The sequence below is a fragment of the Thalassobacillus hwangdonensis genome (genome assembly GCF_042675915.1).
Classification (GTDB): domain Bacteria; phylum Bacillota; class Bacilli; order Bacillales; family Halobacillaceae; genus Thalassobacillus_A; species Thalassobacillus_A hwangdonensis.
Map to the genome: position 1 here is coordinate 821,384 of NZ_JBHTKL010000001.1, position 25,433 is coordinate 846,816.

Consider the following 25,433-nt stretch of genomic DNA (forward strand, 5'->3'; position numbering starts at 1 on the left):
CAATTTCATCTTATCATGTTTACGTTCAATTGTCTTTGTTCTTTCCCTCTTTTTTTGATGCTTTTAGCATAGTCATAATCTTCAGGGTGGTTCATGTTGAAAAAGTGAAGGTCCACTTCTTCTGTGTCAATGCCATTAAAATCATCCATATATACAGTATGCCCTTCCTCGTACAAAGCTTTCATACTGCGTTTTCCCTCTTCCATCAAGCATTCAATCTCCTGTGCGAGATTCCTCCGATAAACTCCGGACAGAGGATGACTTCTTCCCGCATACGTCGGAATAACGATATCATTGTCCACTAAGGATGCCTTCAAAAGTTGATAGATGGAAACAGAAATGTACGGAGTATCACACGCGGTGACGACATATCCCTCCGCTTCTTTGTTTTTCATACCTGCATGGATTCCTGCCAATGGGCCTTGATGCGGAAAAACATCGCACGCAGTCTGAATGCCTAAATGGTCGTACTCTTCAGGATCATTGGTAATCAGGATCAGATCATCAGTACATGCTCGCATCTTGTCGATGACATGCTCGATTACCGGCTTACCTTCCAGTTCAAGAAAGGCTTTATTCCGTCCCATCCGGCTTGATTGACCTCCTGCGAGAATGATTCCGCACCAATGGAGCGGATCAGACACGATCATACGTCCTGTAATAATAGTCATATGGATTGCGATCATTTTTCGGACCTTTAGTCTGGTTCGTCAATTTCCACTCTTCCTCGGAAAATTCAGGGAAATAGGTATCTCCAGGGAATGAGGCATCAATGTATGTCATGTACATACGATCCGCATGCTCCAGAAGCTGGGAAAACAACCCGCTTCCGCCAATGACGAACCATTCCTCTTCCGGATTTTCTTTGTTCCATTTCACTATTTCCTCGATATCATGAATGATGAAAGCACCTTCTGCTTCGAAGCGGCGATCACTTGTCAGCACGATATTTTTCCGTTTAGGCAATGCTTTCCCGAGAGATTCGAATGTTTTTCTTCCCATTATGATCGTGTGACCAAGTGTCTTCTCCTTGAAAAATTTGAGATCATCAGGTAAATGCCACGGAAGATCATTGTCTTTTCCGATCACACGGTTTTTGTCCATTGCAAATAAAAAAGATAGCATTGTTTCCCTCCTAAACTGCTACTGGTGCTTTGATTGATGGGTGAGGATCATAGCCTTCCAGCGTGAAATCCTCAAGTTCAAAATCGAAGATGGATGCTTTCTCTTCATTCAAGCGAAGTCTCGGTAAACTTCTAGGTTCACGTGACAACTGCGTATTCACTTGCTCTATATGATTCGTGTAAATATGGGCATCACCCAGCGTGTGGATGAATTCTCCTGGTTCAAGTCCGCACTCATGGGCAATCATATGCGTCAGCAGCGCATAACTGGCAATATTGAAAGGCACACCTAGAAAAATATCACCACTACGCTGGTACAGCTGACAGGATAACTTACCATCCGCAACGTAAAACTGGAACATCGTGTGGCATGGCGGCAGCGCCATGTTCGATGGGACATCTTCAGGGTTCCATGCCGTGACGATATGTCTTCTGGAGTCTGGATTGTGCTTGATCGATTCGATGACCTGCTTGATCTGGTCGATTGTATCTCCTTGCGATGTCTTCCACGCTCGCCATTGGCTTCCGTACACAGAACCAAGATTTCCGAATCGCTCTGAAAAGGCATCATCCTCCAGAATCAACGATTTGAAACGTTCCATCTGTTCTAAATATAATTCTTTGAAGGCTTCATCCTTCTGGCTTCGATTCCCGAAATCTGTCATATCAGGCCCATCATACACTTCGCTTTCCACCCATGCCTTGAATGCCCACTCATTCCAGATATTATTGTTATGCTTCAATAAGTATCGAATATTCGTATCCCCTTTGAGGAACCAGAGCAGTTCACTGGCAATCAAGCGGAAAGGTACTCTTTTCGTAGTGAGAAGTGGAAACCCTTCTGATAAGTCGAACCTCAACTGGTGTCCAAATACAGAATACGTTCCAGTACCCGTACGGTCTTCTTTTTTATTTCCATTCTCTAGCACGTGACTGCAAAGTTCCAAATAGGATTGTTCGCCATAACTCACGCTGCATCCACTCCTTCTACTTATTGTCTCGTCTCATGATTTTTAGATTTGCTCTACCATTCCTTGTAAAACTGATCAAGGAAGCTGATGAGTAGATCATGCCGCTCTTCTGCGAGCTGTTGTGCTGTGTCCGTATGAAATCCATCTTTCAGTTTCAGCAATTTCTCGTGAAAGTGATGAATTGATGTCTTTCCTTGCTCGTTACCATCATATATCGGCTGACCTTTGGCACCGCCGTATGCAAATGTCCGTGCTATTCCGATGGCACCGATGGCATCCAATCTATCTGCATCCTGAACGATTTTCCCTTCCAACGTTTCAGGTACTTGTCCTTTGCTGAAGGAAGTGTCGATCATCGCAGTACGAATTGCACGGATCATTTGTTGATCCAAACCTAGCTGGGCAAGAAAGTCCCATAACGCTTCTAAAGCAGTTTCAGGAGATGCTGCCAACTTGGTGTCACCGATGTCATGTACCCAACCAGCAGCTTCAGCCAAAAATGGATCCGCCCCTTCTTTTTCAGCAATAAGGCGTGCATGAGCGCTGACACGCTTCATGTGATGATAGTCATGCCCTGTTACATCCTCTGTGAATCGATCTTCAATATATTGTCTGATTTCATTTAATACCACATGTTCATTCATCCTACATGCTCCTAAAAGTTGAATAGATCCATCTGCCTTGGATTCAAGTCCGTATAGCTGATTCCAAGCAGATCGATCATCTGCTTCGCATTAGCGGCAGCATCTCCGCCTGAATTGTTATTGAATAATAGCGTAATATCTTTCGTATTCTTCTGCAGCTCCTGCAAGTGTTCGACCCATTCCAGCAATTCATCTTCATTATAACGATACAAGAAACGTACACTTCTCCAATCAGAACGGCCATTTTTGTTCCAACCGTGGACATTCCTGCCATGAAAACGGACCAGAGTCTTTTCCGGATGTGTCGCAACGGGAACGGTAGGAACCGAACCCTCCCCTGCCTGGGGCTCATCGCAAATCGAGTGGATCCAGCCTTCCTGCTTCATGAATGAAAGCGTCTGCTGCTTGTACGATGGCTGAAACCATGTGCGGTTGCGGAATTCAAGCGCAGCCGGAAGGTCACCAACCCATTCCTTTATGTAGCGTAGTTTTTGAATATGGTTTTTGCTTACATCGAACCAAGGTGGAAACTGGAACAGGATCGCTTTCAGCTTGCCAGCATCGATGACAGGCTGAATGGAAGATAGATAGGCTTCCATCAACTCTTTTCCTTCCGACACGCTAAGCTTGGATCGATCGTGGCCCGTCAACTGTTGAAAGGCTTTCACGACGAAAGAAAAACTTTCCGGAGTCTGGTTTACCCACTTCGTATAGTTTTTTTGAGATTGGATGGCATAGAAAGCACTGTCTACTTCGACAACTGGAAAATGGGAAGCATAAGCTGCAAGTTTCTCATCAGGCTTGACCTTATCAGAGTATAGTGTTTCATGGTCTCCCCAACCCGTCAATCCGATATCGACCGGCATATGCGTTCACCACGTTTCTTCTATTTACCTATGATTGTAGCAGATGATCGAATCGAGCAAAAGAAATCTCCCCCCAACAGGGAGGAGATTTGGGCGTAACCAGTCAACTGTTATAAGACAAATGAAAGACTTTCCGGCGTCTGGTTTACCCACTTAGTATTGTTTTTATAAAATCAGATACGTAATTGTAGGTATCAAAAAATGGGAAAAATTATTTAATGTTATATTGTAGCGCTTTAAACAATTTCACCCACTATTACACTATTTAGCTCTCTACTAACTTTAAATCTATAAGTTGACTTTGTAAAATTTCCCTTCCTTTTATTGAATATCTTTTCTCGCGATTTTCAAAGGCAACCTCTCCACCTTCTAAAATATCGCATACGTGTTCTTTTATCCCCTGGTGGCTAATATCCTTCTCAGCTTTATTTTGAGATGATTGGCCTATAACTTTATAGGTGTTTTCAAGGGATCCACTTAAGTAGCCTATTGCTTCAAAATCATTATGAGCTATAATTACTTGGTCAGCATCCGAATTAACTACAACATTAGCATTATGAGTTACAATAATAATCTGACGGAATTTTTTTAGTTTATTTAATATAGGTATTAACTTCTGTACTATGAACATATTATCTAAGTCATCCTCGGGTTGGTCAAAAACAAATGGAGTAGAAAACGAGTCTGTTGCTAACTTTAACGATATAAATAGTGTACCTCTTTGTCCAATTGATAATTCATTTGGCTGTTTCCCATTGTACATTACCATAGGATAAACATTTAAATACTGTTCTCTCTCGGAAGTTGTAAATAATACATTCAAAAATTCACGTTCGCCATTGCTTGAAATGTATTCAGAATATTCATCAAATAAGGTTTCGATGGTTATCAAAGTATCATCAGCTACTTTAATTATTGGCTCATTAGATATAAGAATAACAAAGTCCTCATAGTTATTTACGTTAATAAAACTATTGATCTTACTTTGTTTTGTCTCGCTACTACCACGTGAAACTCTAAACTTATTTCCGTTGAGGTATTTTTCCAACTTCTGATAAAATAGGGTTTTATCAAAGTAAATTTCAGCGTACACACTAATATCTTCAAGGATATCATTTAGTAGACCAGTCTGTTCAAGCGACCAGCTTTTATTACCCTTTCTCAAACTACACCATTTCTTATCTACTTCTTCAATTTTCTCTGTCATTTTTTTATTTAGATGTGTAGCAAAAGCTTTTCTTCTGTTCAACAGATTTCTATTTTCCTCTGTAACTGCTTTAACTTCTTCAATTTTTCGATTGAATTTTTCAATGTTATTTTGATATCCTTCAACTTTTTCTAATAAAGTGGAAATATCACCCTCAATACCTTCTTTTCTAAATTCCTCTTCAATTCGCTTATTTTCTTGCAATGCTTCTTGTTTAGTTTTAAGAATATGTTCTTTTAAAGAGCTTAATTTAGTGATTTGGTCTTTTAAGGTAATTAAAGGTATCGAGAAATCTTTAGAGAATTTTTCATTCAATCCTTCCAACTGTTTATTTGTATTAATTTGAACATCTTTTAAATCTACAATTAGTTCTTCTACTTCTGAATAATCATCTGTAAGTTTACTCTTCTTAGTGTTATTATTTCTATATTTTTTAATAAGCTGTTTGTTTTGTTGATTAGTAATGCTATCAATTCTTTTCTCGAATATTTCCTTTTGTTTTTCGTTGTAAGAAATTGAATTTATTAATTCACAATTTTCATTTTCTTGATATAACCAATCCTTATTATCAAGAATATCACTTATAATTTCTTGTATTGTATCTTCTTGGCGTTGTGTAATTGTATCAGAGTATATCATTAGCAAATCAAAAATCGCATCCCCAAGTTTCTTTGGGTCAGTCGCTATTTGCTGTACATCACTTTGACTAACGTGAGTGTACTCAACAAAATTTTCTTCCCAAGAATCAACGTAGTACTCATTAATGGTACCATCCTCTTGCGTGTACTCCACTTTGAAATCTTCCAATGAATTTATACTCTCAGCTCTTGTACCTTCAATATTTTTGTTTAATGTTTTGGATATTGAGTCTAACAATAAACTCTTACCTGTTCCTCTACCTCCAATTATAGCTACCAAGTCTCTATTCAACGGAATATTACATTCCTTGAATCTAACACTTTTATCATTAAATATCTCACTATCTTTAATCTTCAAGTTTGAGAAGTACGACTTTGGTATGTTCAAATAAGGATTATCTTCACTAATTTTAACTCGTTCTGGAGCATATAATATTTGCTTTAAACCTTCAAAAGTAGGGTCTGCTTTAAGCCAAGTGTAGCAATAATATTCATTCAATTCTTCAAATGTATGTATATCTTGTGAGTGAAATAACTTCTTATCCGATAGTTTCGAAATAATATCCTGCTTCTTCGGAATATCTTCAAGTTTTGCATCCGCAAAAACTCCGTGAACCTTTGACAATATATCCTCTTTGTAATGTTTGACTTGTTTTCCTTTATCAGTGTTATTCCACTCTTTAAATCCTAAAAATAAGAAAACATTTTCTTTCCATGTTTGGCTATTTAAAACAGTAAGAACTTGCTCAGTGGAGGGATAAAACTCTGCAAATCCAGTTTGCAAATTACTATCACTTGCTTCTTTTATGAAATTATCTTTTGAAAGTACTTTAGTGCTATGTTTTTCTAAACTTGAAAGGTTAATTCTTCCAATAAACTCTTCATTAATTTTCTTAACCTGATTTTTATAATCATTCATATCCACATTGAATAAAATGTGTAGATTGGTTTTTAAAAAGTTCTTACCATTATTAGTTCCAAACGTATCAATTCTAAACTCAAGAATTGGGAATATCATTTCTAAATTTTTTAGACGACCATTCTCCCAATACGACATCACTTTTTCATAGCCATCAATAAAATAATAATCAGTTATACCAATTACTTTTACCTCTTCAGGCAGTTGCTCTAATTTATCAATAAACTCATCCCAAACTTGCTTGGTATCTCCACCATATTCATTAATGATTGATTTAGGAGTATGAATATGTAAATCCCAAACACGCCAATCGGAGCCCTCTGAATATTTTATAGACATCTATTTCACTCCCTAAATACTTTTACTACATTTTACCATAGATAATTTGTCTTAGTTGAGGATTTCATTGACTATACATACCATAAAAAATAATCTGCTAAAGAACCCATTTCACCGTTATTACTCTTATTAAAAGGTGCTACTTTTTGTTTGTATGATTTGATTTCTCTTCATACTCCAGGGGTGGATCGTAGCAGATGATCGAATCGAGCAAAAGAAATCTCCTCCCCAAAGTGGGAGGAGAGTGTGTTCGAATTAAAACAATCCGGTGATTTTTCCATCTTCAGTGACATCCATTTTAAGTGCGGCAGGACTTTTCGGAAGACCAGGCATGGTCATAACGTCGCCTGTAAGAACGACAATGAAGCCTGCACCAACAGAAGCTCTCAATTCTCTGACTGTAATCTTGAATCCTTTAGGCCTTCCAAGCAGTGACGGATCATCGGACAAGGAATATTGCGTCTTCGCCATACATACAGGCAGATTACCATACCCGAGCTGCTCGAATTGTGCCAGTTGTTTTTTCGCTTTGGAAGTGAATTCTACACCATCCGCTCCATACACCTTCTGGGCAATTTTAAGGATCTTTTGTTCCAATGGTTCATCCAGTTCATAAACACGCTGAAGCGATCCTTCTTTCGCTTCACAGGCAGAGATGACTTTTTCAGCCAGGTCGATGCCTCCCTTTCCTCCCTCAGCGAAGACATCAACCAATGAAACTTCAGCACCATTGGACTCGCACCACTGCTTAAGGAAAGCTACCTCTTGATCAGTGTCTGTCGGAAATTTATTGATTCCGATCACATATGGTAAACCGAAGGATTCGATCGTCTCCATATGTTTTTTCAGGTTTTCCATCCCTTGCTGAAGTGCTTCGACATTTTCATATTCCAATTCTTTTTTATCCATTCCGCCATGCATCTTCAAAGCGCGGATTGTTGCAACAATTACTACAGCATCCGGTTCGAAGCCACCAGCCCTCGTTTTGATATCAAGGAACTTCTCCGCACCTAAATCCGCTCCGAAGCCAGCTTCCGTAACAACGTACTCTCCAAGCTTGGCAGCGATCTTAGTTGCCATGACACTGTTACATCCGTGAGCGATGTTGGCGAATGGTCCTCCGTGAATGATAGCTGGCGTATTTTCCAACGTTTGCACAAGGTTCGGTTTGATCGCATCTTTAAGGAGCAGTGTCAACGCACCTTCCACCCCTAGCTGACTTACCGTGACAGGTTCACGATCATATGTATAACCAACCACGATCCTGCTGATCCGTTCCTTCAAGTCATTCAATCCATCTGCGAGACAAAGGATGGCCATGATTTCAGATGCTACAGAAATGTTGAATCCATCTTCTCTCGGTACCCCTTTGACAGGTCCGCCCAGGCCAACGACAATTTGACGAAGTGCACGATCATTCATATCCATTACACGCTTCCATTCGATTCTTCTCGGGTCAATATTCAGGACATTCCCTTGGTGGATGTGGTTATCGATGAATGCTGAAAGTGCATTGTTCGCTGTTGTGATCGCATGGATGTCTCCAGTGAAATGGAGGTTGATATCCTGCATAGGTACAACTTGGGAATAGCCGCCACCTGCTGCGCCACCCTTTATACCCATCGTAGGGCCAAGTGATGGTTCACGTAAGGCGATGATCGCTTTTTTATTGATTCTGTTCAACGCCTGTCCAAGTCCGACAGTAACGGTCGACTTTCCTTCTCCTGCAGGTGTAGGGCTTATTGCAGTAGTAAGAATGATCTTGCCATCAGGTCGATCCGACAGCTTATGTAACAGTTGATCATTCAATTTCGCTTTGTAATGGCCATATGGTTCCCAGTCTTCCTTCGCAAGGTTCAAATCCTCAGCGATTTCTTCGATCCGTTTCATCTGAGCGGCTTGAGCGATTTCAATATCTGTCTTCACATAATCCAACCCCTTTTTATGTTCTAAGCTTATTTTAACCTAGAATAGTATAATCCTTGAACCTTTTTTACGATTGTTTTATTCAAAAATATGACCGAATAATGGAACACTCAGTTAGACGTTGCCGGGTATGTGAAAATGGCGGCGGGGAAACTACTCGCTTTCCTGTGGGGGAGATGGCGAGCCTCCTCGGTCGTTTCACTCCCTGTGGGGTCTCGCCTATCCCCTTCTCCCACGGGAGTTTCGCAGTTTCCCCGCCGCCCTATGTGTGTTTAGTGAACGACCATTTCCCTCATGATTTACAAAAATCAGGTTCAAGGTTACAAGCACTTTTCTTAGATTTAAAGAGCTTTAAACAGATGTTTCCGTAACTTGACAATAGTATGGAGGTCCGGGAAATTACGAGACTCCTGTGGGGTGATAATGATCGGTGAGATCCCGGAAGGCGTAGCCTGAGGAAGCTCAGCCCATTCCCATGAACATGGAAAGCGAGTGATTTCCCGGGCCTCCTAAGGCTCTTACCTGTGACAGACAAAAAGCTTCAACATAAGCGAGCATTACCGGAAATCAACTATGAGATTAAACAATCCTTGAGATTAGAACCAGAGAATCCAACACATTCGTTTGTCGGCATGAAAAACAGTACCAGCCCAACGTATATCTACAAAAATGAGTAGTTGAAAATCTTGACGCAAACGACTAAATATACTATATTGGAACCAACAAATAGTTGATTGAAATTCTCGATGGGCAACAAAGTCTTTCGATGGAGTTCCTTCATTTATTTGTTAAACATTAACACGTTTTACGTGCAAGATTTTAGGAGGATTTTTAAGATGCAAAACGGTACTGTAAAATGGTTCAATGCTGAAAAAGGTTATGGTTTCATCCAAGTAGAAGATGGAAACGATGTATTCGTACACTTCTCAGCAATCCAGGAAGAAGGATTCAAATCTCTTGAAGAAGGTCAATCTGTTTCTTTCGAAATCGTCGAAGGCGACCGTGGCCCACAAGCTGCTAACGTTGTTAAAAACTAATGAATCTATATTTTCAAGCGGTAATCGTATGATTACCGCTTTTTTTCATGAAAGGATATCGAATTAAGCAGAGCTAGCGAGGTGAATGAAATGATCGAAGTTTATACGGATGGAGCAGCAAGCGGAGATCCTGGTCCGAGCAGTGCAGGGATTTACATTAAAAAGGGCAAAGAACATTTCGAATTCGCTTATCCGCTTGGTACCACCTCTAATCATCAGGCAGAATTCCTGGCAGTAATCAAAGCGCTGGAAATTTGTGCAGAATACTTTCCGGGCGAGATACTTTCTTTTCGAAGCGATTCCAAGATCGTCGTCGAAACCATTGAGAAGAATTTCACTAAAAATGAAGCATTCCTCCCTCTCTTGAACGAGATAAATGCATATAAAGAAAACTTCGCTTATGTATTCTTCAAATGGATCCCTGAAAAACAGAATGGTAAAGCAGATAAGTTAGCGAGACAAGCATTGAAAAATAGTAAAAAGGACTCGATGTGAGCCCTTTTTAGCGTATTTTCCTATTCTTCTGTATCTGAGAAGGCGAAAAGAATTTTGACAGGCCTTTTTTCTCCAAGGCCTGCCAAGCCATCTTCCTTGATTGGATTCCTTCCTTTGAAAGGTGCTCCAAAATGCTCATATAGAAACTTCCATCGAATGTATGCTGGAATTGCAGGGTTGCTTTCAGTGCAATGATCACTTTCCAGTCCGGTGCGTTGGTCGAATTCCTGCCAAAGTAAACGAACCGTACATCTTCATCAGACAGCTTGAATCCTTTTGTCCACATATCTTCAAGGAAATATGCCAGCGTATGGTTTTGCTTCATGTTCATCCACCTTTAACTAACCATTTGAAATAGAGATCAGTCTTTACTCAATGTACCTACTGGATTCTCCGTTCTGCTGATCCAGTCACTGAAACTTCCAACATATAATTGCACATCGCGGTATCCAGCTTCCCAAAGTCCTATCACGTTTGAAGCCGCAGTTACCCCAGAGCCGCAATATACGATCACTTTTTCACTTTCACTGATTTCCTTATATAACTCTCGCAATTCATTTGCCGGTTTCCATTTCCCTTCGGATGTGTAAACGTCATGCCATGTGATTTGGACAGCACCAGGAATGTGCCCGGCTTTCGCATCAATCGGCTCTACCCAACCTGCAAAGCGCTCAAATTCTCTGGAATCAAGAAGAGCAACAGCATGCTTGTCCTTTTCTTTCTGAACCTCTTCCATCCCACATACCATTGCTTGCTGAAGCTGATAAGGATATTCTTCAACTCCGTGTGCAACTGTTTCTCCATTTTCAAGAGGCAGACCTTCAGCTTTCCACGCATCCATTCCTCCATCAAGCAGGTATACGTTTTTGTGCGCGAAGAATTTCATCAGCCATAGAAGTCTCGCCGACATAGTGCTGCGATTCTCATCATAACCGATGACGATCGTTTCCGAAGTTATTCCGGCTTCACCTAATAACTTGGAAAAGGACTGAGGGTCCGGGAGGGGATGTCTTCCGCCCTGCTTCCTTACTTTTCCGCTCATATGACGCTCCAGGTCAAAATAGACAGCCCAGGGGATATGGGCATTTATGTATGCTTCTTTTCCTTTTTGATTATCCTTAAGGTCGAAGCGACAATCAACGAATATGACATCTTCTCTGTCCATAAGTTTTTTTGCTTCTTTTACAGTTAGAATATGCGACATCATTCTACACCTTTTCCCTTTTTTCTTATTATAACAAAAAGAAAGACCAGGTGTGTATTCACCTGGTAGAAATCATCCGTTCATAATTCAGTTGTTTCTGCTTGAAAGACAGTTGCTTCCGTCCTTGGAAGAGTCGTACGATTTTCACTGCAGTCGGCGAATTCAATTTGCTTAGGATGAACACCATCAGCCCACTGTAAGCCGCTATGATTGTACCGATCATTAAAATCATTTTCAGGACCTCACTTTTCCAGTTGATAATGATTTTCATTGCTAATTAGATTATAGCAAACGCCTTCATGGTTTGCAAAGGGATATTTTCTTCATACATTTTGGGCATTTTCCAGCGCCTTTTCCTCTGCGGGTATCCTTATTTTCATAAGAATCAGATGAAGAACCGGAAAGAGGACTGCAGTCATATATGCTCCGAACAGGAGAGGAATCACAATGAATTCAAGCAGTACGAGCCAGTAGTTGGGGTGTTTGATGTATTTATATGGGCCTTTCGAAACGATCGGATGATTCGGCAGAATGATGATTCTTGTATTCCAGCACCTGCCAAGCGACGCAATACACCAAACCCTGAAAGCCTGGAGCAGTACAAATGCTAAAAAGAATAGGATGGTAGCTGCAGTTGTTACCGTAGGTGTGACCCATGCTTCAACGAGTAATGAAAAGAAAAATAGACCATGGACGATGATGAACCATTTATAATGCGTTTCCCCCTCTTCATAAGCCCCTCGTTCCATCATCCATTTTCGATTGCGCTGGGCAAGAATCAGTTCTGCAAAACGCTGAATTAGGATAAAGCAGAATAGAAGGATCAAAGGTGTTGTCATCAAACCCACTCCAAACTGACTAATTCTGAACTGAACCCAGGTCCAAGTGCTGCCATAAGCGATTTTGTCCCTGCCTCGGGATGGGTCGCCATCCATTTCTCGAGCACATAACATACAGTGACCGAAGACATGTTGCCGTGATGCTTCAAGGTTTCATAGGAATGGAGAAAAACCTCGGAAGGCAGTTGGAGCACTTCCTCATAGGCTTCGAGTACTTTTTTCCCTCCAGGGTGAGCAACAAGAAATGGAAAGTCATGTGCATTTAAAGCCAATGAATCGACGAAATCGTCTACATGTCCTTTCCAGAAAGTCTTGACGAGGTTAGGGATGCTTTTATTGAACACAACTTCAAATCCACCATCGGTCACATCCCAGCCCATCACCGAAATGGAATCCTTCATCGTTCTTGAATCGGAAGCAGTCATCCTTGGTACAGAGTGACGCGCAAACCGAGCGAGTTCTGATTTTTCTCCACATACCAACGTTGCAGTAATTCCATCACCAAAAAGCGCTGCACCTATGAAATTGCTCTTCTTAGCATCGCCTTTTTGAAACGTCAGCCCACATAACTCTACATTAACGACCATCACATTCTTTGTGGGAAATGATCTTAGCCATTCATATGCCCTCGCAAGTCCGCTGACTCCCCCTGCGCATCCAAGACCGAACAAAGGCACCCGTTTTACATCTTCGCGGAAATCACGCTGGTTCATCAATCTGGCATCAATGGTAGGTGTAGCGATTCCCGTACTGGAAATCAACAGGATCATATCGATTTGGTCATACGAAACAGGTTGGGTGAGATATTCTTTATTATTTATGCTTTCATCCATAGCAATTAGGGCATGATCTACTGCTTCTTTAATGAAAATATCATTTCTTTCCTGAAGACCATGTGTTTCTGTGAACCATTCTGCATCTACGACAAATTGCCGTTGTTCGATCATTGCATGGTCAAATACAGGTAAAAGCCTGTTTTTTTCTCTCTGTGAAAGCGGGAAGATGTACTGGACGAGTTCTTTCACCTTCTCCTGTTTCAATTCATATTTCGGGAGGCTTCTTCCAATTGATAGAATATATGCCATAGTAGCTCCTCAATCCTCATTTTCACTTAGTGTGAACACAGAACTACAATATTATGTAAAACAAAAAGGCTGCCTCATCTGGCAGCCTTGCATCAAAATCCATATATAGTCATTCCACCATCAACAAATATCGTCTGACCGGTAATATAGTCACTTGCCGGTGAAGCTAAAAATACCGCGGGTCCCGCTATTTCAGAAAGGTTCCCTATCCGTTTCAATGGGGTGCGGTCAAGTATGTCACTCACATAAGCCTCGTCCTGCAACAATTTTTCAGTTAAAGAAGTAGGGAAATACCAAGGACCAATTGCATTTACGTTGATATTGTATTTTCCCCATTCCAACGCAAGGTTTTTCGTCATTTGGATCAATGCACTTTTCGTCATTGCATAAACCACCCCTGTGCGCAATGCGGTATGTCCTCCGACTGAAGAAATATTGATGATCTTGCCTTGTTCCCCATCTTTCATTTTTTGAGCAGCAAACTGTGACAGGAAGAACGCACTCTTCATATTCGTCTGGATGATGGTTTCCCATTCCTCTTCAGATACTTCCAGAGCCTCACTTCTGATATTCATTCCTGCGTTATTGACCCAAATATCAAGGTTCCTTGTTGCAGTGATCTTTTCCACTTCCGCTTTGATATAGGTATAGTCCTTCACATCAGACTGTATGATATGACAGTTCCTGCCGAGTCCTTCGATCGTTTCTTTAACTGCAAGCAGCTCATCTTCAGATCGTGCAATGATGATCACATCTGCTCCAGCTTCTGCATAGGAAACTGCTATTGCCTTCCCTATACCTTTCGTTCCACCAGTTACTACTGCAAGCTTATCTTTCAGGTCAAAACCTGGTAAATACAAATCGCTCATCCCCTTTGTTTGAATATTTCATCATTATATCATTTATGTCTATTTCAGTCGTTTTTACCGGCTAGTTAACACTATCAACCATTGAAAAACCTGCGTCGCTGTCACACTTTGCACACAAATGGGAACTTTTGTCACAGTAATTTCATTCTTTCATGAACAAATTGTGAAACTGAAAGAATTGGTATCGTATTCCAATAAAAAAAACGTAAGATGAAAGTGTAGAAGCAATTGCATTCATATTTGATTTGAAAGGAGTGGGCATGCATGCCTAACGCAGAACTGAAAAAAGAACATGCAGCACATGGGAAGGAAGAACCGAAACTAAAAGGTACTTTCATATCCGTCATGATCGTCGGTGCATTGCTGATTCTGTCTTGGGTAGGGGTCTTCGGTTTATTTTTAGCAAGATAGGGATAAGATTGGGGGAATTGAAATGCATCTGCATAAGTATGAGAAGATCTGGATGTCATTCGGAGTTGGATCTCTGTTATTATTTCTGATCGTCCTAGGCATCGGAGCATTTTACCAGGGAACGAAACCACCTAGCTGTATGGTTACTTTGGATCCACAAAACGTCCAGGCACATGACGCTTTCAAGGATGAAAACCTGGGGCTGCAACAATTAGGGGATAGCGAATATACACTCAATGTCCTAGCCTCTGCGTTCAACTATGATATGGGTGTAGACGAGGAAGGAAGTCCAGTTCGTAAGGTGAGGATTCCAGTTGGATCCACCGTTACCTTCCAGGCTACGACAAAAGATGTCATCCACGGGTTTGAACTGGCCGGTACTAATGTCAATATGATGCTGGAGCCGGGGTATATATCCACTTTGGAAACAACAATGGATGTACCAGGGACATACACATTGATCTGTAACGAATATTGCGGCACTGCCCACCATTTGATGATGGCTACTGTGGAGGTGTATGAAGAATGATCGGTGATAAATTAAGCTTGAAGAAACAAGATTCCAGTATGGTGATGGCCTTCATGTGGGTGACGTTCATTTCCCTGCTTGTAGGTGGATTGATGGGATTACTGCAAACACTCGTCCGTACAGGTAAATTCAACTTACCATTCGGAATCGGTTACTATCAGATTTTGACAGTCCATGGTGTCGTCCTTGGACTTGTATTGACAACGTTCTTTATCGTAGGTTTCCAGTTTGCCTTGATGATCAAAACCGTAGGAATAACAACGGCGCAACGCAAATGGGCCTGGGCATCCTTCTGGGTGATGCTCATTGGTACTGTAGCTTCTGCGACGATGATACTTTTAGGTAAAGCAAACGTGCTTTATACCTTCTATGCACCCTTGAAAGCGCATCCGATCTTTTATTTCGGACTTACATTCGTAGTTGTAGGGTCATGGATTGCATGTTTTGTCAATTTCAATCAACTCTTCAAGTGGAAAAAGAAGAATCCTGGAAAGCACTCCCCGTTACTTGCATTTATGGTTGTTATCAATATGCTGATCTGGCTGATCAGTACATTGGGAGTCGCTGCAACGGTATTGCTTCAATTCATTCCATGGTCACTTGGACTTGTTGATTCTATGAACATTTTAGTAAGCCGTACATTGTTCTGGTACTTCGGCCATCCTCTTGTGTATTTCTGGCTATTGCCTGCATACATGGCATGGTACGGAATACTACCGAAAATCATCGGTGGTAAAATTTTCAGTGATTCATTAGCTCGACTCGCATTTCTGCTATTCTTACTATTTTCCATCCCGGTTGGATTCCACCATCAGTTGCTTGAGCCTGGAATCGATCCGTTCTGGAAGTATTTACAGGTCGTTCTGACATTTGCTGTCGTTATCCCATCTTTACTTACTGCCTTTTCCATGTTCGCCACATTTGAAATCACCGGCAGGCAGAAAGGCTACACAGGCTTATTCGGGTGGTTCAAAAATCTACCTTGGAAAGACGTCCGCTTCTTTGCACCGTTCATGGGTATGGTAGCATTCATACCTGCTGGAGCTGGTGGACTGATCAACGCTTCCTATCAGTTGAATCAGGTCGTCCATAATACCATCTGGGTAACCGGGCATTTCCATCTTACGTTGGCTACCACTGTCATCCTGACATTCTTCGGAATATCCTACTGGCTGGTTCCAGTACTGACAGGCAGGAAGCTGAATAAGAAAATCAATAATCTTGGAATGATCCAAACTGTCGTATGGTTAATCGGTATGCTATTCATGTCAGGCTCCATGCACATTGCCGGCCTACTCGGCGCACCTAGACGTTCTGCATTTTCCAATTATCAAGGCAGTGAACAAGCTGCAGAATGGATCGGATATCAATATGGGCAGGCGATCGGCGGTTCCATCCTGTTTATCGGAATTCTATTGATGCTCTACATTTTCATCTATATGGCATTCCTGGCACCTAAAGGTGTCGAAGAGTTCCCTATTGCTGAATTACCTACTGGTGCTGAACCTACTCCATGGGTACTTGAAAACTGGAAGCTGTGGGTTGGTATCGCAGTCGTATTGATCCTATTCGCCTATACGGTCCCATTCATCGATATCATCCAGAACTCTCCACCTGGATCACCTCCTTTCGGTTGGCCGATCGGAAATGGTTCTTAACGCAAGAAAGTAAAAAAACACCCTGATAATTATCAAATTATCAGGGTGCTTTCATATTCTTCAACCAGTTGCTCAGATCAGAACTGATAGATTTTACTGTATTTGTTTGTCAGGTAGTTTACTAAGTGATCCGGATTCAACTTTTCTCCGGTAACATCGTGCATGATGTCAAGTGGTTTCTTCATACTTCCGTACTGGTGTACATTCTTTGTCAACCATTCTTTGATGACAGTGAAGTCACCTGCACGGATAACTTTATCGACATCCACATCCTGTAGCATGCTGCCATACATTTGAGCAGCATACATATAACCTAGCGCATACGAAGGGAAATAGCCAAAGCTCCCGCCTGACCAGTGCACATCCTGAAGCACACCTTCAGCATTATTACGAGGACGGATTCCTACATATTCCTCCATTTTATCATTCCACAATTCAGGAAGATCCTTCACTTGGATTTCTCCACCGATCAACGCTTTCTCCAATTCATACCGTACCATGATATGTAATGGATACGTCAGCTCATCAGCTTCGATACGAATATAAGAAGGCTTTACTTCATTGATCGCCTTGTAGAATGTGTCCAATGGAAGGTTTTCGAATGATTTCGGCGCATGGTTTTTGAAAAGATCATAGTGGTTTTCCCAAAATGCTTCACTTCTCGCTACGAAATTTTCCCAAAACAAGGACTGGGATTCATGGATTCCCATGGATGTACCTGTTGCAAGTGGTGTGAAAGCAAGCTTTGAGTCGATATTCTGCTCATACAGTGCATGACCACCTTCATGAATTGTACCAAAAACAGCTGTACGGAAATCCTTTTCGTCATACTTTGTCGTTACTCGGACATCATTGACATTTAGGCCGATTGCAAACGGATGAACAGTTTCATCAAGACGTCCCGATTGGAAGTCGTACCCCATCCGTTCAAGGATTTCCAAACTGAATGCACGCTGATCAGCTTTAGGGAAATGCCCCTGCAATACAGACGGATCTGGTTTCGTCGGTGATTGCTGGATTTTTTCAAGAAGTCCTGAAAGAGAATCTCTTACTTTTGGAAATACCTCATCCAGAACATCGACCGTTACACCCGGCTCGTAGTTGTCCAGGAGGGCATCATAAATATGCTTTTCATAACCCCAGTATCCTGCGAATTTTTTGTTGAAATCGACCAGCTTTTCCAAATACGGCTGGAATGCCTCGAAATCTCCGTCTTCCTTCGCCTCTTCCCAAACCGATTCTGCTTTTGATTGCAGCATGACGTATTCCTTGTACTCTTCATCAGGAATCTTCACGGCACGATCATAGTGCTCTTCTGATTTTTCGATTGACTTCCTGACAATCGGATCTTCAGAACGCTCCTTCAGTTCATCGATGAAATGCTTCATCTTATCGGATGTACTTAGTTTGTGGGACTTCTGGGAAAGCATGCCGATCACTTCAGATCGATACTCGACCGCTTTCTTAGGTGCCTTCGTCCGTAAATCCCAAAACATCAATCCAAGCGCCTCATTGTATGAGGTCTGCTCTTTCAGCAATTCCAAGTATTCCTGTTCCAACTTATCCACTGTTTGAACCATCTACAAATCCCCCTTGACTGGCCGGATCACTTCTTCCCGAAGAACTGGTAATAATCGGTTTTGATAAACCCATTGAACAGTTTACGCTTCTTGGAAGCCTTCTGACCGTATAGTTTTTCGAATGTGGGGTGGGATGTAAGGATGTACACACTCCAAGAAGGATTGTCAGCCATGATGTCACCCAAATCTTTATACATCTGCTCGACTTCCTCCTTCTCCCCGATCCTTTCCCCATATGGAGGATTAGACACGACATAGCCATTTTCCTGCTTAGGACGGAAATCTTTTACTTGTCTTTGTTTCCATTGAACTAGTTCCCCGAGACCTGCTTCCATTGCGTTGGCTTTTGCAATTTCAATCATGCGATGATCAATATCGGAACCTGTGATATCCAGCGGCTGATCGTAATCAGCAAGTTCTTCTGCTTCATTGAACGCTTGTTCCCACATTTCTCCGGGGATGAACTCCCATTCTTCTGAGGCGAATTCGCGGTTGAATCCTGGTGCAATATTCTGCCCGATCAATGCGGCTTCAATTGCAATCGTACCCGACCCACAGAAAGGATCGACGAATGGACGATCAGGTCTCCAGTTTGTCAGCTGGACAAGGGCAGCAGCCAATGTCTCTTTGAGAGGAGCCTCCCCCTGTCCCGTCCGGTAACCACGTTTATGCAGTCCGCTTCCCGAGGTATCTATACTGAGCAGGACGGTATCTTTATGGATGGCAACTTCTGTACGATAGAACGCACCATCCTCTTTCAACCATGAAGCGACTCCATGCTTTTGCTTCAATCGTTCCACAATTGCTTTCTTTACGATCGACTGGCAATCCGGCACACTATATAATTTGGATTTGACAGACTTTCCGATAACCGGAAATTCACCATTCTCAGGAATGAATTGCTCCCATGGAAGTGCTTTCGTCTGTTCGAAAAGTTCATCAAACGAATAGGCTTTGAATTTACCGACCTGCAATTTCACACGATCAGCTGTGCGAAGCCAGAGGTTCAATCTCGGAATTGCTGAAATATCTGCCTGGATTGTTACTCTTCCGTTCTCGACTTCGATATCCTCGTAACCCAACTGTTTCACTTCATTGGCAACTACAGATTCGAGCCCCATAGCAGCTGTGGCAATCAATGTTACTTTTCTGACCATAATTCAAATCCTTTCTTTCATTTGTTTTATCATATGAAAAAACCCTTTCCAACGCACGATGCATTCAGAAAGGGATGTTGATCTCTACATAAGACCTTTGAATACTTTGTAAGCCATGTTCTGTACCATCGTACTGCCAGCGGTGGTCAACCTCGTACTCCGGTGGTAATCATCTATCTCCAGGTCAATGACCTGCCTCCCGTCCGGTTCAGTTCCCGTCGGAGAGTGCCCCTACCTTCATTTGGGTTGCTCGCTCATGGGGTTTACCTCGTTCCACTCCGTGCATTTCTACACGGACTACGTCACTGTGGCACTTTCAAGGTTGCAATACCATATCCATAAGGACGTAGGTATCTTCCCTGCCGTTAGCCGTAATGGCTACCCTGACTTATGGTTTCGTCAGGCATGAACACTACAAGCATCTCAGCTTGTGCGAGCATGGACTTTCCTCTGCATCAAGGATGCAGCGATTACCCAAGTATTCAAATGTGCTTTATTATTGTAGCTTTTATTGTTTTTTTCGTCAATCTATTTACCATTATACAAGGTTAGCTGTTGCGATTCATTAGTGAATGATTGGTAACAAATCAAGAATCTGCATACTTCTTGCCGAACACTGCTTTTTCCAGATTGGACAAGCGTTTCAACACATCATAGTTCACTTGATTATTCTGATTGATCGGCTGATGCGGTCTAGTTCTGGATGCATCCCGTGATGGAGAGCGTTTCAGCTTTTCATTCTCCTGACGCAGCCTTTCGATCTCCTGAGACATTGTTTCATAGTCCTGGATGATCAGATCAAGGAATTCATCCACTTCTTCCTGATTGTACCCACGCATCGCATTCTTAAATTCTTTTTCAAGTATTGCCTTTCCGTCTAAATGCATTTTATCTGTATTCACGATATCACCTCTGTTTACACACCTTGGTTTTATTTTTCCAAAACATCGTTCGAATGTCAATTTTTACACCGTTACTGTTATTGTGCCCAATAGTCCGGATCTGCCATCCGGATTTCTTCAACAATATCCTCTAAATCCATCGGGGTTATATAATAAATAGGATAACTGCCCTTCTCCTGATAATCCATGGCCATTTTTCTGAAGTAATCGGGGGATCCAGGGGTATCAGTATCATACAATAGCAGTGCACCATCAGAGTGTTCGATTAGAAATTGATCTTTCTGCCTGAACTGATATGGTGCTTTGTAATCCTGCTCATGGACTGGTTTATAAAAATCCGCTACAAGTGTGAGTTCTTCGTATTTCATCTTCAATTGCTCCGGCCAGCGATCCTCCTGGTTCGTAAATGGCGGAAGAATCGCAAGCTTGATGTCATGGCTTTCTTTCAGGTCCATGACTACTTCTGCGGTCCAGAGTTCCACACCCATCTGTCCTGATACGAGGACCCATTCCAGTCCCTCTTCAATAAGAGACAACAGGCGTTTCTTCAATGCTGCTTTGATAAACATGATTCGCTGGTCATCCTGCTTGAATATTCCAAGCTCCATCTGCTTATAGCCAGTGACCACTAACGTTTTCATAACATGCTCCTTATACTTTATGTACACAAAAGTTAAAATACAGGACTTATTTCATTATAAACGAAAAACGAGCACCACGGAAGTGCTCGTTTCATGATTCTTTAACGCCAAGGTCTTTTGCGTCCCATTCCTGGCATCATCCCTTGCGCACCCATCGGTGGCATATTGGATCCCATTGGACCCATTCCGGTCTGTGCTCCTGCTACTTGACTGCCCGGTCCCATCCCGGTTTGTGCACCAGCTACTTGACCTCCTGGACCTCCTGGCCCCATCGGTGGTCGAGGACCTTGCATTGCTGGAGAAACCTGCTGTGGTGGCATGAATGTGTTGGTCTGATTGAACGTATTTTCTACTGATTGAGTTTGCGGGAAGAAATGTTTGTTTTCAGTTAGATGATGGTTCATGACCGTTGTATGAGTTGGGTAGATGTGATTGACGTCCTGCTTATAGAAGTTGTGTTTGACGCAGTGTTTTGTAGGATGGACGACTTGTTGTGCCGGACTCACCTGCGGACAGCCGCAATTCATATGCTTGTTGAACATTTTGTATAGACCCCTTTCCTAATACTTGGTACATTAATAACCTATGAAGGGACAAGGGAACATGTACTAGTGCAAACATCCATTTTGATTTCATGGAACAGTCATACAAAATAAGAAAGCCCGGACAATACTAACCATTGTCCGGGCTTTCACTTATTCAGTTAGATAGATCTGACTGGGCAAACGAAAATGGAAGCAGTTCTTCCATTGTGACAGTTTTGACTTCCCCTTCCAGATTTGTTGTATGGATGTGCATATCTGATGGGAAGAATTCACTCATCACTTGTCTGCATGAACCACACGGGGGTACTGGTCGCTTCGTATCAGCAACTACTGCCAATTCCTTGAATTCTGTCTCACCATCCGAAATTGCTTTAAAGATTGCTACTCTCTCTGCACAACATGTGACAGGATAGGCAGCATTTTCTATATTACACCCTTCGTAAAGTTTCCCTGAAGCCGTAAGTAGTGCAGCTCCTACTTGGAACTTTGAATACGGGACGTAAGCACGGTTTCTGATTTCTTTTGCTTTCTCGATCAATTGATCACGATTCATTTTTCTTCCTCCCTCCTGGTGGGAAAATAATTATAATTCAAACAACACCTATTGTAAAGCGGTTTCAAAATTTCCGTTGATAGCACCTGCACATTCTTATTTGACATATGTGTCAAAAAAGCGTTTAGTTGAGTTATATACTTAATTGAAACAGCTATTTTAACATGCAGGAGGGCTTACGATGGCAAGGTTACTCAAATTCAGAAAAATGGTATGGGTATTCATTCTTTTACTCGTATTCACTGGTATTTTTACGTACTATCAATTACCGAAGCGTGAAATACCTGAAATCAATGTAAATATCGCATCCATCTCTACAGTTTATCCAGGTGCGACCCCGACGGAAGTAGAGAGCAGTGTCACGAATCCTTTAGAAAATGAACTGTTGTCGATTGAAGGAGTGGATGAACTATCCTCCGCTTCAACGACAGGTTTTTCAAACATTACCATCACGTTGGCAGACGGCACTGACCTGACGACAGCGAATTCGAAAATCCGTCAAGTCGTATCTGATATATCAAGGGGTTTCCCTGAAGAGGTACAGGATCCTGATGTCAATACAGACGTTATGAAATCTGCTGTAGCATCCTACCATCTGATGGCTGATAATTACGACACGCTATATCAACTGAGGGAAACAGTGGATGAATGGAAGGATCAGCTGGAGGATATCAACGGGGTAGACTCCCTGCTGATCAAAGGCTTGCCGGAACAGGAGGTTGTTCTGTCACTTGATAACGAACAGCTGAAGGAAAATCGCCTTTCCGCCTTTCAAGTGATCGAGTCGATCAATAATGAATTGACCCCAAGCGCAATCGGCACAGAGCAATCCGATAATAAAATCTATCAGCTTGTGTTCGAGAAATATAAGGGAATCGAGGAACTCGGAAATGTTCCTGTAGGTAACGATGAAAGTGGAGATCCATTATTTTTAAGTGATATTGGTGACATATCCATTGAGGAGAAACAACCGGAAGATCTGATTACGTATGAAGGTACACCTGCGATTTCCATCACTATCATGTCCGAGGAAGGAGCGAATATTTCCTCCCTGCAGGAAACGCTCACGGAAAAAGTGGACGCTCTCGCTTCCGATCTTCCTTCATCAGTCTCTGTAGACCGGTTTTATACGCAAAGCACAGTCATCAATGAAGTTTTCACTAACTTGATTACATCGTTTGCAATCTCCCTGGTCGCTGTCTTTGCAATCATGCTGCTGGGATTACCGTTTTCAGCTGCTGTACTGGTTGGAATTTCTATCCCTATTTCCATTTTGATCGGGCTTACCCCATTGCCTTATACAGGGGTGGACTTGAATCAGATTTCGATTATAGGGATGATCATAGCGATCGGTATCCTTGTCGATGATGCCATCGTTGTAAACGACAATATCCAAAGGCGTTACCAAATGGGAGATGATGCCCTTACAGGAGCGATAAAAGGTGTGAAAGAAGTCGGGAAATCGATCATCACCTCAACGTTGATGATCGTGTTCAGTTTCTTTCCTCTGACCTTTCTTTCAGGTTCCAACGGGGATTTCATCCGTGCGTTGCCGACAGTATTGATTTTCACAATCATAGCTTCAACAATCATTGCACTTACACTGATTCCTACCGTGCGCTATGCAGGAAAGCTTCGCAGCAAGAAGAAAACGAAAGAAAAGGCTGGTTTACTTGGAGGATTCTTCAACTGGCTTGAAACCGTCTACGCAGATAAAATCCTGCCTAAAACGACGAAGCGCCCATGGGTCACCGGCCTCTCTGGTCTAGTTGCATGTATCCTGCTTGCTTTGTTGGTCGTTAAAATTCCGTTTGAATTTTTCCCGTCAGCAGATAGGCCTGAGGTAACGGTGTCAGTAAGGTATCCTCAAGGTACTCCTATTGAAGAAACGAAAATGAAATTGGAAGAGATGGAACAATTCCTGACCGACCAGACGGATCATATAACAGAAACAGCCGTTTATACTGGCAGCGGCCTACCAAACTTGTTCAGCTCTTCGATGCAGCGAACTGGTGAAAATACAGGTCAACTCCTGGTACGTGTCGATCGTAGTAACACTAGCGCTTCTGCCTTCATAGATGAATGGGAGAGCACGCTGAGGGATGAGTTTGATGGGGAAATCTTCCTGGATACGATTGTTTCCGGTCCCCCTCCCTCTCCACCTGTCGAAGTGAAGATCCAAGGGCCACAAATTGAAGAGCTTGTTGATGCCGCACAAGATGCAGCGTCCGCTTTTGAGGAGTTGGATTCGACAGAAGTTACAACTTTGAATGCAGGAGAAGGTCAGTCCTTCATCCGTTTTGAACCGGACCGACAGCAGCTGGCTGAAAACGGTATTCCAGTAGACCAGGTCACCTCTCAGATCCAGGTGGCAAACACCGGTATTCCACTAGGAACGTTTGATAACGGTGTAGATCGTCTACCTATGAAAGCGATCGTAGATGATGGCGCTGAGGAAGGTGTTGACCTTGGGGAATTGGAAGTCGTTTCTCAGTCCTCTCCACAGCAACAGGGTGGAGCACCCTCTACACTGTCACTCGATGAAATCATCAGTGAGGATGAGTATGAAGAAATCGGAGCCATTCCGCACTTGAACGGTGTACGTACCATCACCCTCCAAGCATACCCGGTTAAGGGCGAAGAAGATGCGTTTAACGAATCCGCCGATCAATTGATTGATGACATCGAAACCAGTCTCCCTGAAGGGTATCAACTGGTACAGACAGGTGAATCCAATGCACAGACAGAATTCTTCATTGAGGTATCCAAATTGTTCGTCATCGTCTTGTTCCTGATCTATTTGACGATTGCAGTACAGTTCAATTCATTGACGATGCCACTCCTTGTCACTAGTTCCGTATTTCTGGCGATTACAGGAGCGATTATTGGATTATTCGTAACTGGGCAACCGCTAAGCTTCCTTGCCGTATTAGGTATCGTGTCCTTATCAGGGATCGTCGTTCGTAACTCTGTGATTTTGATTGAATTCATAGAGCAGAACAAAGAGAAGACTACGCTTATTGAAGCGGTCATCGAAGCAGGAAGAGCTCGGATCCGTCCAATTGTGCTGACGACCCTTACTTCTGTTGCAGCTTTGGTGCCGATCATTTTCTCCGGTGATGTACTGTTCCAGCCATTGGCAGTATCCATCGTTTCAGGATTATTATTCTCAACGATACTGACTTTGATGCTCGTTCCCGCTTTCTATTTGATGCTTCACCGCATCCGTTTTGGGAGGAGGAAAGAAAACAGACATTCAACAGATATGGAGTAGAACACAACAAAAGGATGTCC

25 protein-coding genes and 1 other RNA gene are annotated in these 25,433 nt (G+C 42.3%); 6 read left to right on the forward strand and 20 right to left on the reverse strand.

Annotated elements, in window-relative coordinates; translation table 11 throughout:
* Positions 1 to 5 precede the first annotated feature (5 nt).
* From mobA to ACFQ2J_RS04355, 7 genes are all read right to left on the reverse strand, one after another.
* Positions 6 to 644, reverse strand: a complete 639-nt coding sequence (gene mobA, locus ACFQ2J_RS04325) for a molybdenum cofactor guanylyltransferase (RefSeq protein WP_386056910.1) — start codon at positions 642 to 644, stop codon at positions 6 to 8.
* Positions 637 to 1,125, reverse strand: a complete 489-nt coding sequence (locus ACFQ2J_RS04330) for a dihydrofolate reductase (protein ID WP_386056912.1) — start codon at positions 1,123 to 1,125, stop codon at positions 637 to 639. Before ACFQ2J_RS04330 ends, mobA begins: the two co-directional genes overlap by 8 nt.
* A 10-nt stretch (positions 1,126 to 1,135) precedes the next feature.
* A complete protein-coding gene (locus ACFQ2J_RS04335) occupies positions 1,136 to 2,095 on the reverse strand; it encodes a thymidylate synthase (protein ID WP_386056914.1) in 960 nt (319 codons plus the stop codon).
* Positions 2,096 to 2,148: 53 nt separating this feature from the next.
* A complete protein-coding gene (locus ACFQ2J_RS04340; protein ID WP_386056915.1) occupies positions 2,149 to 2,739 on the reverse strand; it encodes an HD domain-containing protein in 591 nt (196 codons plus the stop codon).
* Between the two features lie 11 nt (positions 2,740 to 2,750).
* Entirely contained in the window at positions 2,751 to 3,605 is an 855-nt protein-coding gene (locus tag ACFQ2J_RS04345) for a DUF72 domain-containing protein (protein WP_386056917.1), read from the reverse strand.
* 265 nt (positions 3,606 to 3,870) lie between these two features.
* Positions 3,871 to 6,708 carry a TrlF family AAA-like ATPase gene (locus tag ACFQ2J_RS04350; RefSeq protein ID WP_386056919.1) on the reverse strand — a complete coding sequence of 946 codons (2,838 nt, stop codon included), beginning with the start codon at positions 6,706 to 6,708 and terminating at the stop codon, positions 3,871 to 3,873.
* Positions 6,709 to 6,963: 255 nt separating this feature from the next.
* Positions 6,964 to 8,634, reverse strand: coding sequence for a formate--tetrahydrofolate ligase (locus ACFQ2J_RS04355; RefSeq protein WP_386056920.1), 1,671 nt, complete (start codon positions 8,632 to 8,634; stop codon positions 6,964 to 6,966).
* Positions 8,635 to 9,470: 836 nt separating this feature from the next.
* On the opposite strand from ACFQ2J_RS04355, the gene ACFQ2J_RS04360 reads away from it, so the two are divergent.
* Together ACFQ2J_RS04360 and ACFQ2J_RS04365 are read left to right on the forward strand one after the other, a co-directional pair.
* Positions 9,471 to 9,671 carry a cold-shock protein gene (locus tag ACFQ2J_RS04360; RefSeq protein ID WP_386056921.1) on the forward strand — a complete coding sequence of 67 codons (201 nt, stop codon included), beginning with the start codon at positions 9,471 to 9,473 and terminating at the stop codon, positions 9,669 to 9,671.
* A gap of 90 nt (positions 9,672 to 9,761) precedes the next feature.
* Complete coding sequence (locus tag ACFQ2J_RS04365; RefSeq protein ID WP_386056922.1) at positions 9,762 to 10,166, forward strand: ribonuclease HI family protein; 405 nt, start codon at positions 9,762 to 9,764, stop codon at positions 10,164 to 10,166.
* A 7-nt stretch (positions 10,167 to 10,173) separates the two neighbouring features.
* Here the strand turns inward: ACFQ2J_RS04365 and ACFQ2J_RS04370 are convergent, their stop codons facing one another.
* The 6 genes from ACFQ2J_RS04370 to ACFQ2J_RS04395 form a co-directional block, all read right to left on the reverse strand.
* Entirely contained in the window at positions 10,174 to 10,491 is a 318-nt protein-coding gene (locus tag ACFQ2J_RS04370; RefSeq protein WP_386056924.1) for a DUF6123 family protein, read from the reverse strand.
* A 36-nt stretch (positions 10,492 to 10,527) separates the two neighbouring features.
* Positions 10,528 to 11,370 carry a sulfurtransferase gene (locus ACFQ2J_RS04375; protein ID WP_386056925.1) on the reverse strand — a complete coding sequence of 281 codons (843 nt, stop codon included), beginning with the start codon at positions 11,368 to 11,370 and terminating at the stop codon, positions 10,528 to 10,530.
* A gap of 58 nt (positions 11,371 to 11,428) precedes the next feature.
* Positions 11,429 to 11,602, reverse strand: coding sequence for a hypothetical protein (locus tag ACFQ2J_RS04380; protein ID WP_386056927.1), 174 nt, complete (start codon positions 11,600 to 11,602; stop codon positions 11,429 to 11,431).
* Positions 11,603 to 11,693: 91 nt separating this feature from the next.
* Entirely contained in the window at positions 11,694 to 12,209 is a 516-nt protein-coding gene (locus ACFQ2J_RS04385; protein ID WP_386056929.1) for an isoprenylcysteine carboxyl methyltransferase family protein, read from the reverse strand.
* On the reverse strand, positions 12,209 to 13,294 hold the full coding sequence (locus ACFQ2J_RS04390; protein ID WP_386056930.1) for a type III polyketide synthase: 1,086 nt from the start codon (positions 13,292 to 13,294) through the stop codon (positions 12,209 to 12,211). Before ACFQ2J_RS04390 ends, ACFQ2J_RS04385 begins: the two co-directional genes overlap by 1 nt.
* 92 nt (positions 13,295 to 13,386) lie before the next feature.
* Positions 13,387 to 14,154, reverse strand: a complete 768-nt coding sequence (locus tag ACFQ2J_RS04395; RefSeq protein WP_386056932.1) for an SDR family NAD(P)-dependent oxidoreductase — start codon at positions 14,152 to 14,154, stop codon at positions 13,387 to 13,389.
* 273 nt (positions 14,155 to 14,427) lie between these two features.
* Between ACFQ2J_RS04395 and ACFQ2J_RS04400 the strand changes: the two genes are divergently transcribed.
* Genes ACFQ2J_RS04400 through ACFQ2J_RS04410 form a run of 3 tightly spaced genes read left to right on the forward strand, consistent with a single transcriptional unit; the run spans position 14,428 to position 16,761 of the window.
* Entirely contained in the window at positions 14,428 to 14,574 is a 147-nt protein-coding gene (locus ACFQ2J_RS04400; protein ID WP_386056934.1) for a cytochrome c oxidase subunit 2A, read from the forward strand.
* A 22-nt stretch (positions 14,575 to 14,596) separates the two neighbouring features.
* Positions 14,597 to 15,103 (forward strand): cytochrome c oxidase subunit II, encoded by a 507-nt coding sequence (locus ACFQ2J_RS04405; protein ID WP_386056936.1) that lies wholly within the window; start codon positions 14,597 to 14,599, stop codon positions 15,101 to 15,103.
* On the forward strand, positions 15,100 to 16,761 hold the full coding sequence (locus tag ACFQ2J_RS04410) for a b(o/a)3-type cytochrome-c oxidase subunit 1 (RefSeq protein WP_386056938.1): 1,662 nt from the start codon (positions 15,100 to 15,102) through the stop codon (positions 16,759 to 16,761). Before ACFQ2J_RS04405 ends, ACFQ2J_RS04410 begins: the two co-directional genes overlap by 4 nt.
* 77 nt (positions 16,762 to 16,838) lie before the next feature.
* Here ACFQ2J_RS04410 and ACFQ2J_RS04415 read toward each other — a convergent pair whose 3' ends face one another.
* The 7 genes from ACFQ2J_RS04415 to cdd form a co-directional block, all read right to left on the reverse strand.
* Entirely contained in the window at positions 16,839 to 18,341 is a 1,503-nt protein-coding gene (locus tag ACFQ2J_RS04415) for a carboxypeptidase M32 (RefSeq protein ID WP_386056940.1), read from the reverse strand.
* 26 nt (positions 18,342 to 18,367) lie between these two features.
* On the reverse strand, positions 18,368 to 19,498 hold the full coding sequence (locus ACFQ2J_RS04420; RefSeq protein WP_386056941.1) for a THUMP domain-containing class I SAM-dependent RNA methyltransferase: 1,131 nt from the start codon (positions 19,496 to 19,498) through the stop codon (positions 18,368 to 18,370).
* Between the two features lie 104 nt (positions 19,499 to 19,602).
* An RNA gene (gene rnpB / locus ACFQ2J_RS04425) (RNase P RNA component class B) lies at positions 19,603 to 19,980 on the reverse strand.
* A gap of 105 nt (positions 19,981 to 20,085) precedes the next feature.
* Positions 20,086 to 20,400: a cell division regulator GpsB gene (gene gpsB / locus ACFQ2J_RS04430; protein WP_386056943.1), complete on the reverse strand. Its 315-nt coding sequence runs from the start codon at positions 20,398 to 20,400 to the stop codon at positions 20,086 to 20,088.
* A gap of 77 nt (positions 20,401 to 20,477) precedes the next feature.
* On the reverse strand, positions 20,478 to 21,041 hold the full coding sequence (locus ACFQ2J_RS04435) for an SLOG family protein (protein WP_386056945.1): 564 nt from the start codon (positions 21,039 to 21,041) through the stop codon (positions 20,478 to 20,480).
* A 101-nt stretch (positions 21,042 to 21,142) separates the two neighbouring features.
* On the reverse strand, positions 21,143 to 21,583 hold the full coding sequence (locus tag ACFQ2J_RS04440) for a CotD family spore coat protein (RefSeq protein ID WP_386056946.1): 441 nt from the start codon (positions 21,581 to 21,583) through the stop codon (positions 21,143 to 21,145).
* 157 nt (positions 21,584 to 21,740) lie between these two features.
* A complete protein-coding gene (cdd, locus tag ACFQ2J_RS04445) occupies positions 21,741 to 22,139 on the reverse strand; it encodes a cytidine deaminase (protein WP_386056948.1) in 399 nt (132 codons plus the stop codon).
* Between the two features lie 181 nt (positions 22,140 to 22,320).
* Between cdd and ACFQ2J_RS04450 the strand changes: the two genes are divergently transcribed.
* Positions 22,321 to 25,413, forward strand: a complete 3,093-nt coding sequence (locus ACFQ2J_RS04450; protein ID WP_386056950.1) for an efflux RND transporter permease subunit — start codon at positions 22,321 to 22,323, stop codon at positions 25,411 to 25,413.
* The last annotated feature ends 20 nt before the right edge of the window (positions 25,414 to 25,433 follow it).

Bases quoted from the DNA above. Each gene is read 5' to 3' on its own strand.
- ACFQ2J_RS04360 (WP_386056921.1), top strand. From the start codon at position 9,471: ATGCAAAACGGTACTGTAAAATGGTTCAATGCTGAAAAAGGTTATGGT.
- ACFQ2J_RS04405 (WP_386056936.1), top strand. From the start codon at position 14,597: ATGCATCTGCATAAGTATGAGAAGATCTGGATGTCATTCGGAGTTGGA.
- cdd (WP_386056948.1), bottom strand. From the start codon at position 22,139: ATGAATCGTGATCAATTGATCGAGAAAGCAAAAGAAATCAGAAACCGT.
- ACFQ2J_RS04375 (WP_386056925.1), bottom strand. From the start codon at position 11,370: ATGTCGCATATTCTAACTGTAAAAGAAGCAAAAAAACTTATGGACAGA.
- ACFQ2J_RS04415 (WP_386056940.1), bottom strand. From the start codon at position 18,341: ATGGTTCAAACAGTGGATAAGTTGGAACAGGAATACTTGGAATTGCTG.
- ACFQ2J_RS04365 (WP_386056922.1), top strand. From the start codon at position 9,762: ATGATCGAAGTTTATACGGATGGAGCAGCAAGCGGAGATCCTGGTCCG.
- ACFQ2J_RS04340 (WP_386056915.1), bottom strand. From the start codon at position 2,739: ATGAATGAACATGTGGTATTAAATGAAATCAGACAATATATTGAAGAT.
- ACFQ2J_RS04390 (WP_386056930.1), bottom strand. From the start codon at position 13,294: ATGGCATATATTCTATCAATTGGAAGAAGCCTCCCGAAATATGAATTG.
- ACFQ2J_RS04410 (WP_386056938.1), top strand. From the start codon at position 15,100: ATGATCGGTGATAAATTAAGCTTGAAGAAACAAGATTCCAGTATGGTG.
- ACFQ2J_RS04440 (WP_386056946.1), bottom strand. From the start codon at position 21,583: ATGTTCAACAAGCATATGAATTGCGGCTGTCCGCAGGTGAGTCCGGCA.
- ACFQ2J_RS04385 (WP_386056929.1), bottom strand. From the start codon at position 12,209: ATGACAACACCTTTGATCCTTCTATTCTGCTTTATCCTAATTCAGCGT.
- ACFQ2J_RS04345 (WP_386056917.1), bottom strand. From the start codon at position 3,605: ATGCCGGTCGATATCGGATTGACGGGTTGGGGAGACCATGAAACACTA.
- ACFQ2J_RS04435 (WP_386056945.1), bottom strand. From the start codon at position 21,041: ATGAAAACGTTAGTGGTCACTGGCTATAAGCAGATGGAGCTTGGAATA.
- ACFQ2J_RS04380 (WP_386056927.1), bottom strand. From the start codon at position 11,602: ATGATTTTAATGATCGGTACAATCATAGCGGCTTACAGTGGGCTGATG.
- ACFQ2J_RS04420 (WP_386056941.1), bottom strand. From the start codon at position 19,498: ATGGTCAGAAAAGTAACATTGATTGCCACAGCTGCTATGGGGCTCGAA.
- ACFQ2J_RS04370 (WP_386056924.1), bottom strand. From the start codon at position 10,491: ATGAAGCAAAACCATACGCTGGCATATTTCCTTGAAGATATGTGGACA.
- ACFQ2J_RS04450 (WP_386056950.1), top strand. From the start codon at position 22,321: ATGGCAAGGTTACTCAAATTCAGAAAAATGGTATGGGTATTCATTCTT.
- ACFQ2J_RS04350 (WP_386056919.1), bottom strand. From the start codon at position 6,708: ATGTCTATAAAATATTCAGAGGGCTCCGATTGGCGTGTTTGGGATTTA.
- ACFQ2J_RS04330 (WP_386056912.1), bottom strand. From the start codon at position 1,125: ATGCTATCTTTTTTATTTGCAATGGACAAAAACCGTGTGATCGGAAAA.
- ACFQ2J_RS04400 (WP_386056934.1), top strand. From the start codon at position 14,428: ATGCCTAACGCAGAACTGAAAAAAGAACATGCAGCACATGGGAAGGAA.